The sequence below is a fragment of the Sedimentitalea sp. XS_ASV28 genome, from assembly GCF_041224545.1.
Lineage (GTDB): Bacteria > Pseudomonadota > Alphaproteobacteria > Rhodobacterales > Rhodobacteraceae > Sedimentitalea.
Genome location: NZ_JBGFGP010000125.1, coordinates 26,258 through 38,626 on the forward strand (window position 1 = coordinate 26,258; position 12,369 = coordinate 38,626).

Below are 12,369 nucleotides of genomic sequence, written 5' to 3' on the forward strand. Positions count from 1 at the left end.
AGTTCCCCGCAATTTTCTGAGAGCTTTTGGATACGGCTAACCGAACAGTGACAATTGGACAGGTATTTCAGAACCGGCATTCGTTACTCGCTAACAGTATGCCGTTGCCTCGGGAGCGCGCCGGATCATGAGCCTGTGGACATCCTATCGCATGAGAGTGCGGCGCAGGCTCCGTTTGTTGCGTTGCCTGCGCAAATCGCGCGAGTTGACCCTGACGCAGGACAACACGGCGGCGATCCGTCCGGATGACATTCTGCTGGTCAGCATCTTTCGCAACGAAGGTGCAAGGCTGCCGTATTTTCTGGAATATTACCGCAAGCTTGGTGTGGATCACTTCCTGTTCGTTGACAATGACAGCGACGATGGCACCGCCGAGTTGCTCGCTGATGCGCCGGATATCTCGGTCTGGCACAGCCGGCACAGCTACAAGAAAGCGAATTTCGGCACCGACTGGCTGAACTATCTTCTCGGCAAATACGGCCACGGCCACTGGACGCTGACCGTCGATCCCGACGAGTTCTTTATATATCCGTTCTGTGATACCCGTCCCTTGCGGGCACTGACCGACTGGCTGTGCGCGTCATCGGTCAAATCCTTCGGCGCCATGCTGCTTGACATGTATCCGCGCGGGCGGCTGGACGCGGAGCGCTATAAACCTGGTCAGAACCCGATGGAAATCGCCGAATGGTTCGACAGCGGCAATTACACGCTGAAACGCAATCCCGATCTCGGCAACCTGTGGATTCAGGGCGGGCCGCGCAGCCGCATGTTCTTTGCAGACAATCCGGAAAAAGCCCCCGCGCTGAACAAGATCCCCCTGGTCAAATGGAATCGACGCTACACCTATGTCAGCTCAAGCCACATGCTGCTGCCGCGCGGTTTAAACCTTGTCTACGATCAAAACGGAGGAGAAAAGGCCAGCGGTGTTCTCCTTCACGCCAAGTTTCTTGACAATTTTGCCGACAAGGCCACCGAGGAACTGACGCGCAAGCAACATTATTATGGTTCCGTCGAGTATCGGGCTTATCTCGACCAGCTCGGAGACGGCGCAGGGCCGTGGAACGAGTGGAGCGAGAAATACATCAACTGGCGACAGATCGAGATCCTCGGCCTGATGTCCAAGGGGAACTGGACATGACAGTAGGCATTGCCATGCTGGTTCACACGGCGCTGGATCGCGTCGAACAGGTGGCACGTCACTGGGCCGCAGCCGGGTGTCCCGTGGCTTTGCACGTGGATCTGAACGTGTCACGGGATGACTATGACCGGCTTGTGAGCGCGCTGGCAGATCAACCGATAATCCGCTTTTGCAAGCGACACAGATGTGAATGGGGTCGTTGGGGCATCGTCGCCGCGTCGCAATCGGCGTGCGAATTGTTGCTGGACCAGTTCGATGATCTTCATCATGTCTATCTTGTCTCCGGGTCCTGCCTGCCATTGCGCCCGGTTCCTGAACTGATCGACTATCTTGCCAGACGACTACGTACTTTATCGAAAGCGCGACAACCGCCGATGTGCCATGGGCCAAGGGGGGGCTGCAGCAAGAGCGTTTTACGCTGAGATTCCCGTTTTCCTGGAAACGACATCGCGCAGCATTTGACCGCTATGTTCGGCTGCAACGCCGGCTGGGTTTCAAACGAAAAATACCCGATGGACTGGTGCCGCATATCGGCAGCCAATGGTGGTGCCTCACGCGCCAGACACTTTCATCCATTCTCAGCGATCCGAACCGTGCTCTTTACGACAACTATTTCCGCAAGGTCTGGATCCCGGATGAAAGCTATTTCCAGACGCTGGCGCGCCGGTTCTCGACCCATATCGAAAGCCGCTCGCTGACTCTCTCCAAGTTCGACCATCAGGGCAAGCCGCACGTGTTCTACGACGATCATCTGCAACTGCTCAGGCGGTCGAACTGTTTCGTGGCGCGCAAGATCTGGCCGCACGCGAACCGGCTCTATGGGGCGTTCCTGAACAACACGGGTGCCATGAACCTGGCAGAGCCGAACCCCGCGCGAATTGATCGTGTATTCGCCAGGGCGATGGAGCAGCGGACACGCGGACGTCCGGGGCTCTATATGCAGAGCCGGATGCCACATCCGGGGGCGGTGACTGCGCCGACCTCGAATCCCTACTCTGTGTTTCAGGGGTTTTCGGAACTATTTTCCAATTTCGAGGATTGGCTTGCCAGAACCACCGAAAATCAGGTGCACGGGCGTCTTTTTGCGCCTGATACAGTCGAGTTTTCCGGACGGAGCTGCGTCTACAACGGTGGCCTGAGCGACAGTGCCGCCAAAAGGGATTATGCACCCGAAGCCTTCCTGACCAGCCTGATCTGGAACACACGGGGCGCGCGGCAGTGCTTTCAATACGGCCCCGCAGACAGGCAGAACATCGCGCCGTTCATCGCACGTGATCCGAATGCCCAGATATCGGTCATCACCGGAGCATGGGCGATTCCGTTGTTTCATTCCAGTTGCGACTTTTCCGAATTGCGCAAGCGTGCGGCCGCGTTGCAAAAGATCGAGACGCGGCAATTGTCCATGCTAAGATCGAAAGAGACCAAGGCGCAGACGCGCATCTGGTCGCTTGCCGAGTTCATGGAGACACCGATGGAGGCCCTGCAGGACATTGTGGACGAGATTGGCCAAACCAATAGCCGCACCCTGAATGAAGCGCCGCGAATGGCGGATTTGGCCGGATTCGGTCAATTCCTGCAAAACCTGAAGAATCAGGGAATGCATCCGCATCTCACCGGTGATTTCCCGTTGGAAGAACCGCTGGTCGTATTGCCCAAGCGCGTCAGCAGACCCTATCTGGTTCGATAGCGCGACATGACGGGCATGTTCGAGTATTTCGTGCTGTTCGCGGAGATGCGGACCGGGTCCAATTTTCTTGAAACCAACCTGAATGCACTTGCAGACATCCAGTGTCATGGCGAGGCCTTCAACGCCAACTTCATCGGATACCCCAAGCGCACGGAGGTGTTGGGTGTGTCGCGGGCCGAACGCGATGCCGCGCCGCAAGAGCTGATCTCGACCATCCGCGCGGCGCCCGGTGGCTTGCACGGCTTTCGATATTTCCACGACCATGACGCGCGGGTGTTCGACACGATCGTCGATGACCCGCGTTGCGCGAAGATCATCCTGACACGCAATCCGCTGGACAGCTATGTTTCGTGGAAAATCGCGGCTGAAACCGGACAATGGAAGCTGACCAATGTCAAACGACGCAGAGCCTCGCTTGCCCATTTCGACGCACAGGAATTTGACCGTCATCTGGATGTGATACGCGGCTTTCAGGAAAAGATCCTGACACGGCTGCAGGTCAGCGCACAGACCGCATTCTACCTGTCCTATGACGACCTGCGCGATATCGAGATACTCAACGGGCTGGCGGCGTGGCTGGGCTCCGGAGACCGCCTTGCAAAGTTGGATCAGAGCCTCAAGCCGCAAAACCCGGCGGCCCTGTCCGACCGTGTCGACAACCCGGACGAGATGGAACAGGCGCTGGCCCGAGCCGATTATTTTCAACTCTCGCGCACCCCTAACTTCGAACCTCGCCGCGGCCCTGCGGTGCCCTACCATGTCGCGGCGGCCCGTGCACCGCTGTTGTTCATGCCGGTTCCCGGCGGACCGACTGACCAGATGGAACAGTGGCTGGCACTGCTGGACGATGTGCCGCGAAACGAATTGCAAACCGGGATGAACCAGAAACGATTGCGCCAATGGCTGCAAAGCCACGACGGTCATCGCGGGTTCACCGTTCTGCGCCATCCGCTGGCGCGCGCGCATTCGGTTTTCTGCACCGCGATCCTGTCAGACGGCCCAGCGGCCGAACCAAAGATGCAAGAGGGCCTGGCACGCCAGTTCAAACTGAAACGTCCGCCCAACGGAACGTGGTCAACCGCAGAAGAACACCGCGATGCATTTTCGGTTTTCCTGGATTTCGCGCAGGCCAACATGGCCGGACAGACGGCGCTTGCCCCCCAACCCGCGCTTTGCAGCCAGGCCGGCGCGCTTTCGGGATTTGCGGAATTCACCGTGCCGGATTTTGTCCTGCGGGAAGAGGATCTGACGCAGATGTTGCCGGTGTTGTGCGCGCTGGCCGGATATGGCGACGCGCCCCCGCCCCTGCCGGTCAGCAGACTGGACGAACCGTTTCCGCTCGCCGAGGTCTACGATGCGGCGCTCGAGAAAAAAGCCGCGCAGATTTACCGGCGCGACTATTTGTTATTCGGATTCGGGGACTGGCGCCCGCCTCAGGCCGCCTGAACCGACTGCGCCTCGGACAACAATGCATAGAGCGTCGTGACATCCAGATTGGCCCGCAGCTTTGAACACAACGCGGGTTCACGCAGGGTCCGCGACACGAGCGCAAGTGCCTTGAGGTGTTCGACGCCTGCGTCTTCGGGTGCAAAGAGCGCAAAGGCAATGTCGACCGGCTGCCGATCGACCGCGCCGAAATCGATGGGCTTTTCCAGCATGACAAAGACGCCGACAACCCGTGTCAGCCCCTCCATCCGCGCATGCGGCAGGGCAACGCCATGGCCCACACCTGTTGGGCCAAGGCTTTCACGTTCCAACAGCGCATCCACAGTCATCGCAGCATCCAGCCCGTAAGCATTATGGGCCACTTCACCGATTTCCTGAAACAACCGCTTCTTGCTCGATGCGGCCGAGAAAACCTTGACGGCCTCAGGCTTGAGGATGCTGGTCAACTCCATGTGTCACTGTCTCCGTTGGGCGCCGAGAGGCGCCACAGGGTAATGTCTTGCCGCTCAGGGGTCTATCCAGCCGATATTGCCATCTTCGCGGCGATACACGACGTTCAGCCCTTCCTTGCTTTCGTTGCGGAAAATCAGCACCGGTGCACCTGCAAGTTCCATCTGCATCACCGCCTCCCCCACAGATAGCGACGGTATCTGGGTTTCCATCTCGGCAACGATGATCGGCTGAAGCGTATCAGGCTCGGCGTCTTCGGTCTGCTCTTCCGACGCGAGGATATAAGAGGAGGCGCCAAAGAGTTCAACAGGTTGTGAGCGGTCGCGATGGTGATCTTTCAGCCGCCGTTTATAGCGTCGCAGTTGCTTTTCCATTTTCTCGGAACAGGCTTCGAACGCCGCATAAATCTCGTGCGCATGCGCCTTTGCGGTGGCGTTCAGACCGGTCGACAGATGAATCGTCGCTTCGCAAACATACTCGCTCGCCGAACGGGAAAAGATGACATTGGCACCGGTTGGCCGCTCGGCATATTTATCCACCACCGCATCCAGATCAGTCTTGACGTGTGTTTGCAGAGCCTCGCCAATATCGATCTGTTTTCCGCTGATTTGGTAACGCATATGTTCTCCTTCTCTGTTTCAACCGGCAACGCGGCACAGGACGGCCGCGAAGAAGTCAGGTCCGGCTGAGGGGGTCAGGCAATCGTTCCGCCTGTTGTATGCGCGTCGCCCCCTTGAGGAAGGGCATGTGGGGAACTGCATCAGACAGGAGTTTTGCCATGCCCCATTTGAGGCGACACACGGGGTCGCTGTCAATGCAAAGCGGCATCAATACGGTCGCAAACCGCTCGCCGGCGCGGGAATCCGGCGACCGGTCAGTAGATCCTGAAATTTTCGCCCAGATAGACGCGCCGTACGTTTTCGTTTTCCACGACTTCGGCGGGCGTCCCCGTCATCAGGACCTGCCCGTCATGCAGGATATAGGCCCGGTCAACGATCTCCAGCGTCTCGCGCACGTTGTGATCGGTGATCAGCACGCCAATCCCGCGTTTCTTGAGATCGGCGACCAGATGGCGGATATCGCCGACCGAGATCGGATCGACCCCGGCGAACGGCTCGTCCAACAAGAGGTATTTCGGGTTCGCCGCGAGGCAGCGCGCGATCTCGACCCGGCGCCGCTCCCCGCCCGACAAGGCCAGTGCCGGGGCGCGGCGCAGGTGCTCGATGGAGAAATCCGACAACAGTTCTTCAAGACGTTCGCGGCGCTTGTGATGATGCCGCACGGTGATGTCGAGTACCGCGGAAATATTGTCCTCGACGCTGAGGCCGCGAAAGATCGACATTTCCTGCGGCAGATACCCGATTCCCAGCCGCGCGCGCCTGTACATCGGCAGCCCGGTCACCACCTGCCCGTCGATGGACACGCTGCCTGCTTCGGGAATCACCAGCCCCGCGATGGCGTAAAACGTGGTGGTCTTGCCGGACCCGTTGGGTCCGAGCAGCGCCGCAACCTCACCGCGATTGACACCCATCGTCACATCGCGAATGACCAGTTTCTTGCGATAGGACTTGCGCAAACGTTCGATCCGCAGACCGGATTCACCTTCGGTCACGGTCAGGCTGGGGGCGGTCATTGCGATTTTTCCGGGATCAGGATGGTCTTGACCCGGCCCACCATGTTTGCGGTGCCATCGGTCAGGTTTACCGTCATCTTCTCGGAGGTAAGCGCATTGGCCCCCTGCGTCAGCAGCACATCGCCGGTCATCACCACGACTCCGCTGTCGATGGTATAATCCGCCCGCTGCGCGCTGGCGGCATCCGGCCCGTTGACAAGAACCACGTCGCCCACGGCTTCCAGTCGCTCGACGCCGCCGGTGCTTTCGGCATAGATGACAAGAACCCGTTGCGCGGACAGGCGCATCTCGCCCTGCCCGACGAGCACGTTGCCCTTGAATTCGGCCGAGCCGTCGGCCTGATTCACGTCCAGCATATCCGACGTCACCTCGACCGGCAGGGTCGGATCCGCCTTGATCGCGCCAAATGCGACCCTGGTACCCTGCGTCTGGGCCATCGCGGCGCCCGGGGCGAGTGCGACGCACAGGAAAAGGGCAGCAATACGGTTCACTTATTATCTTTCTAACTGTTTCGGATCGTATATCAGCTTAACGCCATTCTTGAAAAGCATATGCAGGTCCCCGTCACCGGTTTTTGCGGAAAACTCCATGTTTCCCGCGCTGAGCTCCCCCATCGGCCCCGACCCTGTCACGGCTCCGGGCGTGCTGCCGGCGATGCCATCCAGTGCCGCGTTCAGCACATCGGTCAGCACCACCAGCCCGGTGGATGTTTCGATACGGACGTTGCCTGTGAACCTGGCCGTGTCTCCCGCGGGGCCAAGACTGCCCGAGTCCGACTGCAAGGTTATCAGCTGACCGTCCGCCGTCTTGAGACGGGCATTCAGATTGTCGGCATCCCCGGGCGTGGTGTCGTTGCCCGGCCGGGCGCTTTCGGCGGTGACGGAGATTTCATCGCCCTTGGTCGTGGTTCCGGAAAAGAACGGCTTTGTCACCTGTTGTCCCTTGGTACGGGCCGAGACATCGGCATCGGTGAACGGGATCGTCGCCACCTGGTCCTCGCTGCGCGACAACAGGAACAGGGTCGCCAGAATGGCCAATGCCGACAGCGGCAAAATCACCCTCAGGATTGCGACCGTGCGCGAATATGGATCCACCGGCGCCCCCGGATCAGCCCAGACCGACCCGCAGGCAGTCATGGATATGCAACAGCCCCAGCGGCACCGCCGGTCCATCGGGTTCAACGACGAACAGGCAGGTGATCTTGCGCTGGTTCATCACAGCGACCGCCTCTTCGGCGAGTGCATCCGGGCCGATCACGGTCGGGCCGGAGGTCATCACCTCGCCCGCCCGATGCGCAAGCAGGCCGTCCATCTTGCGCCGCAAATCGCCGTCGGTGATGATCCCCGCGAGGGTGCCATCCGCGCCGCAAACCCCGGCTACGCCGAAACCTTTCTGGCTGATTTCGATCAGGGTATCGCTCATCGGAGCCGCCAGGTCGACCAGCGGCAGAGCCGCACCCGTGTGCATCAGATCGCGCACCTTGGAGAGCCGCGCGCCCAGTTTGCCGCCGGGATGAAACTCGCGGAAATGTTCGGGGGTAAAGGCGCGATGCTCCATCAGCGCCACCGCCAGCGCGTCGCCAAGCGCCAGCGTCATGGTCGTCGAGGTGGTCGGCACGATGCCGGTGCCGCAGGCTTCTTCCGCCGCGGGAAGGACCAGCGCAACATCGGATTGGCGCAACAATGTCGAGTCTGCACGGCTCGCGACACCGATCAACGGAATGCCGAACCTTCGGGTATAGGCCACCAGATCGGCGAGTTCGGGCGTTTCACCCGAATTGGACAACACCAGCGCGACGTCACCCTGCGCCATCATGCCAAGATCGCCATGACTCGCTTCTGCGGGATGCACGAAATGCGCGGGCGTGCCGGTACTGGCAAAGGTCGCCGCGATCTTGCGGGCGATATGCCCGGATTTGCCCATGCCGCTGACGATGACCCGGCCATTCGCTCCGAGAAGCAACTCGACGGCGCGGTCAAAATCGCCGTTCAGGCTCTGCTCGAGCAGGGACAGCGCCTCGGCTTCGACGCGAATGACTCGGCGCGCCGTGGTTTGGAACGTGCTGCTCATGAATGTGCAAATATGTCGGTTTCGGGCCAGCCCGCCAGATCGAGCTGTGCGCGCGTGGGCAGAAAGTCAAAACAGGCCTGCGCGATCTCGCTGCGCCCTTCGCGCGCCAGCCGCTTGTCCAGTTCTTCGCGCAGCCGGTGCAGATGCAGGACATCGGAGGCCGCATAGTCAAGCTGTGCGTCGGTCAGTTGCGCCGCCCCCCAATCGCTCATCTGCTGCTGCTTGGAAATATCCACGCCGATCAGTTCCTGCGTCAGGTTCCGCAGACCATGCCGGTCGGTATAGGTCCGCACCAGCCGAGAGGCGATCTTGGTGCAGTAGACCGGGGCGGCCAGCGCCCCGAAGGCATGATACATCGCCGCAATATCGAAGCGCCCGAAGTGAAACAGCTTGAGCACACCGGAATCTTCCAGCATGGCGCAGAGGTTGGGTGCCTCGCTCTGGCCCCTGGCCACCTGTACGATATGGGCATCTCCGTCGCCGCCCGACATCTGGATCACGCAGAGCCGGTCCCGATGCGGGTTCAGCCCCATGGTCTCGCAATCGATGGCGACGACCGGCCCGAGGTCAAGCCCGTCGGGCAGATCGTTCTGATAGAGATGATTGGCCAAGCTGATATCCTCTGAAACACCGCGTACACATCTCGCCGAGATAGGCGGTTTGCGGCGCAAACTCAACTGCCGCAGGGTCACGCGCGGCAACAACTGGCCCATCGACCGAGTGTTCCGCTAAGGTCGAACCGTCAGCAATGGAGAAACCGAATGCGCGCCTATGATCGTGAAGACCTGCAGTTTCAACTCTGGGAGGTCGCGGGCCTGTCCGACCTGCTGTCCGGCACCGATATCGACCGCGAAACGGTGAACGGCATACTGGATACGGCGGACCAGGTCGCAACCGAGCATTTTCTGCCCATTGGCCGCGACATCGACGAAACCGAACCCGCCTTTGTCGACGGGCGGGCGATCTTGCCCGAGGCGGTCAAGCCGGCGCTGGATGCCTATGTCGATGCCGGATTCATCGCCGGGGCGTTTGCGCCGGAACATGGGGGGATGGGCCTGCCGGAAACCGTGCATCAGGCCGCTGCCTTTGTCCTCGCGGCATCGAACGTATCGCTGTCGGGCTATGGCATGCTGACCGTCGGCGCGGGTCGGCTGATCCAGAGTTTCGGCACTGACGCACAAAAACGGACATGGCTCGCCCCGATGATCGAAGGGCGGTTCTTCGGCACCATGTGTCTGAGCGAACCACAGGCCGGGTCATCCCTGTCGGACATCACCACCCGCGCCGAACCGGTGGGAGACGGGCGCTATCGCATCACCGGGCGCAAGATGTGGATCTCGGGCGGTGATCACGACCTGAGCGAGAACATCGTTCACCTTGTCCTCGCCAAGATCCCCGGCGGCCCTCCGGGCGTAAAGGGCATCTCGTTATTCATCGTGCCCAAACATGACATCGACGGCAGCGGCAACGACGTGACGCTGGCGGGCCTCAATCACAAGATGGGGTATCGCGCGACCACCAACTGCGCGCTGAACTTTGGCGACAACGGCGCGTGTTATGGAACGTTGCTGGGCGAGCCGCACAAGGGTCTGTCCTATATGTTCCAGATGATGAACGAAGCGCGCATCGGGGTCGGCATGGGGGCTACCGCGCTCGGCCAGGCCGGGTATCAGGCCTCATTGACCTATGCGCGCGAACGCCCTCAGGGGCGTGCCCCAGGCAGCAAGGACCCTGCGACGCCGCAGCTTGCGATCATCGAACATGCCGATGTGCGCCGGTTGCTGCTGGCACAGAAGGCGAATGTCGAACCCGCGCTTGCCCTTGCACTGTTCTGCGCCACGCTGGTTGATCGTGAACGCCGGGGCGATACGGATGTCGGCGCACTGCTCGGCATGTTGACACCCATCGCGAAATCCTGGGCTTCGGAGTTTTGCCTTGAGGCCAACAAGCACGCGATTCAGGTTCTCGGCGGCGCGGGCTATACGCGCGACTACCCGGTCGAGCGGTATTATCGCGACAATCGGCTGAACCCCATTCACGAGGGGACGCATGGCATACAGGGCCTTGACCTGTTGGGCCGCAAGGTACTGATCGATGGCGGCGTCGGCTTTCGCGACGTCATGGCGGCGATCCGGGCGGATATAGGCAACGCCGCGGATAGCGAATTTGCCGAGCCGCTCGAACAGGCTGTCCAGCGGCTTGACAAGGTAACGCAGCATCTGGCCGGATTGGTCGCCGCCGATCCGGAACCGGGTCTTGCCAATGCGACGCTCTATCTCGATTGTTTCGGCCATGTGGTCATGGCGTGGATGTGGCTTCGGATCGCCACGGCGGCCGGGCGGGTCGCCGCACGCGACGGCGACCGCGATTTCCTGCGCGGCAAACACCAGGCCGCGCGATATTTCTATCGACGTGAACTGGTCAGAACGCAGGGATGGGCACAAACCCTGATGGCCAATGACGCCAGCGCCTATGACATGCGCGACAGCTGGTTTTGACACGTTTCGGGTCTGGCCTGACATATCCGGCGCGAGACCCGATCTCATGTGGCGATCGGTGGGTGAGGCACGATGCCGAACGCCTCAGCGCGGGCGGGCGCCACCCGGACCCTGGGCGCGGCGCAGGATCAGGGTCAGCCGGTCGAAACTGTTGCGCACGTCTTCCGGCTCCGGCCGGGCAAAGAACGCGTCCAGTTCCGGCCAGACCCTGACTGCCTGATCCAGCACCGGATCGGTGCCTTCGGCGTACAGCCCCGCCTTGATCATGACCTCGGATTGCTCATAGGTGCCGAGCAGCTTGCGCACCTCGGTAATGATCTCGTTCTCGGCATCGCTCGCCGCATCCGGCAGACTGCGCGAGACCGACTTGCCGACGTCGATTGCGGGGAACCGTCCGCGTTCGGCAATCTCGCGGCTCAGAACGACATGCCCATCCAGAACGCCGCGCATGATATCCGCGATGGGCTCGTCCATGTCAGACCCGGCGACCAGCACGCTGAAGACGGCGGTAACATGCCCCTGCCCCAACCGCCCCGGCCCGGCGCGTTCACACAGCGCGGTGATCAATGGCGTGACCGATGGAGGAAATCCGCGCAATGCCGGTGCCTCGCCCCCGGCGACCGCAATCTCGCGATGGGCTTCGGCAAACCGCGTCACCGAATCGGCCAGAAACAGGACATTGCGGCCCTGATCGCGAAAATGCTCGGCAATCGCCATGGCCGACCAGGCGCACCGCCGTCGGGTCAGCGCCGATTGATCCGAGGTTGCGGCGACGACAACGGCGCGTTTCATGCCCTCGGGTCCAAGCACCCGGTCGACGAAATCGTTCACCTCGCGCCCCCGTTCACCGATCAGCGCGATCACAACGATATCGCTGGTCATGTGACGCGCAAGTTGCGCCAGCAGGGTCGATTTCCCCACACCCGAGCCGGCAAACAGGCCGATCCGCTGCCCCTCGACAACCGGCAACATGGTGTTCAGCACCGAGAGCCCGGTTCCAACACGCGCACCCAGTGGCATGCGTTCGACGGCCGGTGGCGGCGCAGCCATGATATCGCGCAGGTCTTCGCCGCGCAGGATCGGCTTGCCGTCGAGTGACGCGCCATAGGGATCGACAACGCGGCCAATCCAGTGATCCGCCGGCGCGAAAGCGGGCATCGGGTGCAGCAGCGCGCGATCGCCGATCGCCACCCCGTCCGCCGCTCCGTCCGGCAGCATGTGAACAATCCCCTGATCGATCTGGAGCACCTCGCCGGCGAGCTGCGGCCCCGCGCCCCTGCGCAGCACCAGATGATCGCCGATATGGGCCTCTTGCGCGATTCCCGCGATCTGCACCGCGCCGCCACGGACGCCGACAACCCGGCCGACGGGCCGCGAGAGGTCTGCATCGCCAAAGGCTTCGCCCAGCAATTTCAGGTCAATCGTCACGTCGCGGTCTCCTTTTGTT

11 protein-coding genes and 1 pseudogene are annotated in these 12,369 nt (G+C 61.2%); 4 read left to right on the top strand and 8 right to left on the bottom strand.

Annotation, left to right across the window (positions count from 1 at the left end):
• Positions 1-127 precede the first annotated feature (127 nt).
• The 3 genes and pseudogenes from AB9K34_RS09985 to AB9K34_RS09995 all read left to right on the top strand — a co-directional run bounded on the left by AB9K34_RS09985 (position 128) and on the right by AB9K34_RS09995 (position 4,271).
• Entirely contained in the window at positions 128-1,138 is a 1,011-nt protein-coding gene (locus AB9K34_RS09985; RefSeq protein ID WP_369954276.1) for a glycosyltransferase family 2 protein, read from the top strand.
• Positions 1,135-2,825 (top strand): annotated as a pseudogene (locus AB9K34_RS09990) (beta-1,6-N-acetylglucosaminyltransferase). Before AB9K34_RS09985 ends, AB9K34_RS09990 begins: the two are co-directional and overlap by 4 nt.
• Positions 2,826-2,831: 6 nt before the next feature.
• Entirely contained in the window at positions 2,832-4,271 is a 1,440-nt protein-coding gene (locus AB9K34_RS09995; protein ID WP_369954277.1) for a nodulation protein NodH, read from the top strand.
• Here AB9K34_RS09995 and AB9K34_RS10000 read toward each other — a convergent pair.
• The 7 genes from AB9K34_RS10000 to AB9K34_RS10030 all read right to left on the bottom strand — a co-directional run bounded on the left by AB9K34_RS10000 (position 4,259) and on the right by AB9K34_RS10030 (position 9,035).
• Entirely contained in the window at positions 4,259-4,723 is a 465-nt protein-coding gene (locus AB9K34_RS10000; RefSeq protein ID WP_369954278.1) for a PTS sugar transporter subunit IIA, read from the bottom strand. The two genes, AB9K34_RS09995 and AB9K34_RS10000, sit on opposite strands and share 13 nt — an antisense overlap.
• A 54-nt stretch (positions 4,724-4,777) precedes the next feature.
• Entirely contained in the window at positions 4,778-5,341 is a 564-nt protein-coding gene (gene hpf, locus AB9K34_RS10005) for a ribosome hibernation-promoting factor, HPF/YfiA family (RefSeq protein WP_369954279.1), read from the bottom strand.
• 254 nt (positions 5,342-5,595) lie between these two features.
• Entirely contained in the window at positions 5,596-6,354 is a 759-nt protein-coding gene (gene lptB, locus AB9K34_RS10010; RefSeq protein WP_369954280.1) for an LPS export ABC transporter ATP-binding protein, read from the bottom strand.
• Complete coding sequence (locus AB9K34_RS10015) at positions 6,351-6,791, bottom strand: LptA/OstA family protein (protein ID WP_369954335.1); 441 nt, start codon at positions 6,789-6,791, stop codon at positions 6,351-6,353. The genes lptB and AB9K34_RS10015 overlap by 4 nt, the downstream gene beginning before the upstream one ends.
• A gap of 57 nt (positions 6,792-6,848) precedes the next feature.
• On the bottom strand, positions 6,849-7,448 hold the full coding sequence (locus tag AB9K34_RS10020) for a hypothetical protein (protein WP_369954281.1): 600 nt from the start codon (positions 7,446-7,448) through the stop codon (positions 6,849-6,851).
• Positions 7,449-7,461: 13 nt separating this feature from the next.
• Positions 7,462-8,424: an SIS domain-containing protein gene (locus tag AB9K34_RS10025; RefSeq protein WP_369954282.1), complete on the bottom strand. Its 963-nt coding sequence runs from the start codon at positions 8,422-8,424 to the stop codon at positions 7,462-7,464.
• A complete protein-coding gene (locus tag AB9K34_RS10030; RefSeq protein WP_369954283.1) occupies positions 8,421-9,035 on the bottom strand; it encodes a ribonuclease D in 615 nt (204 codons plus the stop codon). The genes AB9K34_RS10025 and AB9K34_RS10030 overlap by 4 nt, the downstream gene beginning before the upstream one ends.
• A gap of 150 nt (positions 9,036-9,185) precedes the next feature.
• Between AB9K34_RS10030 and AB9K34_RS10035 the strand changes: the two genes are divergently transcribed.
• Entirely contained in the window at positions 9,186-10,922 is a 1,737-nt protein-coding gene (locus tag AB9K34_RS10035; protein ID WP_369954284.1) for an acyl-CoA dehydrogenase, read from the top strand.
• A gap of 84 nt (positions 10,923-11,006) precedes the next feature.
• On the opposite strand, the gene AB9K34_RS10040 is transcribed toward AB9K34_RS10035, so the two are convergent.
• Entirely contained in the window at positions 11,007-12,350 is a 1,344-nt protein-coding gene (locus tag AB9K34_RS10040; RefSeq protein ID WP_369954285.1) for a FliI/YscN family ATPase, read from the bottom strand.
• Positions 12,351-12,369 lie beyond the last annotated feature (19 nt).

Coding starts and splice junctions, on each gene's coding strand:
- AB9K34_RS10015 (WP_369954335.1), bottom strand. CDS start 6,791: ATGGCCCAGACGCAGGGTACCAGGGTCGCATTTGGCGCGATCAAGGCG.
- AB9K34_RS10035 (WP_369954284.1), top strand. CDS start 9,186: ATGCGCGCCTATGATCGTGAAGACCTGCAGTTTCAACTCTGGGAGGTC.
- AB9K34_RS09985 (WP_369954276.1), top strand. CDS start 128: ATGAGCCTGTGGACATCCTATCGCATGAGAGTGCGGCGCAGGCTCCGT.
- AB9K34_RS10025 (WP_369954282.1), bottom strand. CDS start 8,424: ATGAGCAGCACGTTCCAAACCACGGCGCGCCGAGTCATTCGCGTCGAA.
- AB9K34_RS09995 (WP_369954277.1), top strand. CDS start 2,832: ATGACGGGCATGTTCGAGTATTTCGTGCTGTTCGCGGAGATGCGGACC.
- hpf (WP_369954279.1), bottom strand. CDS start 5,341: ATGCGTTACCAAATCAGCGGAAAACAGATCGATATTGGCGAGGCTCTG.
- AB9K34_RS10000 (WP_369954278.1), bottom strand. CDS start 4,723: ATGGAGTTGACCAGCATCCTCAAGCCTGAGGCCGTCAAGGTTTTCTCG.
- lptB (WP_369954280.1), bottom strand. CDS start 6,354: ATGACCGCCCCCAGCCTGACCGTGACCGAAGGTGAATCCGGTCTGCGG.